This window comes from Enterobacter sp. ENT03 (assembly GCF_019218745.1).
In the GTDB taxonomy this organism is placed as follows: Bacteria; Pseudomonadota; Gammaproteobacteria; order Enterobacterales; family Enterobacteriaceae; genus Enterobacter_D.
The window spans coordinates 1-680 of record NZ_JAHUXA010000044.1 but is presented as its reverse complement, the minus strand read 5'-3'; the positions used below and the strand labels follow the sequence as shown (position 1 = coordinate 680).

Annotated in this window: 1 protein-coding gene; it reads left to right on the top strand. The window is 53.7% G+C overall.

The window, feature by feature from the left end:
* The coding region (locus KW828_RS21640; protein WP_256350342.1) for a GTP-binding protein at positions 1 to 680 on the top strand (680 nt) is incomplete at both ends.

Below are 680 nucleotides of genomic sequence, written 5' to 3'. Positions count from 1 at the left end.
CAGATCGATAACGCGCCGGAAGAAAAAGCTCGTGGTATCACCATCAACACTTCCCACGTTGAATATGACACCCCGACTCGCCACTACGCACACGTAGACTGCCCGGGCCACGCCGACTATGTTAAAAACATGATCACCGGTGCTGCTCAGATGGATGGCGCAATCCTGGTTGTTGCTGCGACTGACGGCCCGATGCCGCAGACCCGTGAGCACATCCTGCTGGGTCGCCAGGTAGGCGTTCCGTACATCATCGTGTTCCTGAACAAATGCGACATGGTTGATGACGAAGAGCTGCTGGAACTGGTAGAGATGGAAGTTCGTGAACTGCTGTCTCAGTACGATTTCCCGGGCGACGACACCCCGATCGTACGTGGTTCTGCTCTGAAAGCGCTGGAAGGCGAAGCACAGTGGGAAGAGAAAATCATCGAACTGGCTGGCTACCTGGATTCTTACATCCCGGAACCAGAACGTGCGATTGACAAGCCGTTCCTGCTGCCTATCGAAGACGTATTCTCCATCTCCGGCCGTGGTACTGTAGTAACCGGTCGTGTAGAGCGCGGTATCGTTAAAGTAGGCGAAGAAGTTGAAATCGTTGGTATCAAAGATACTGCGAAATCAACCTGTACTGGCGTTGAAATGTTCCGCAAACTGCTGGACGAAGGCCGTGCTGGTGAGAACGT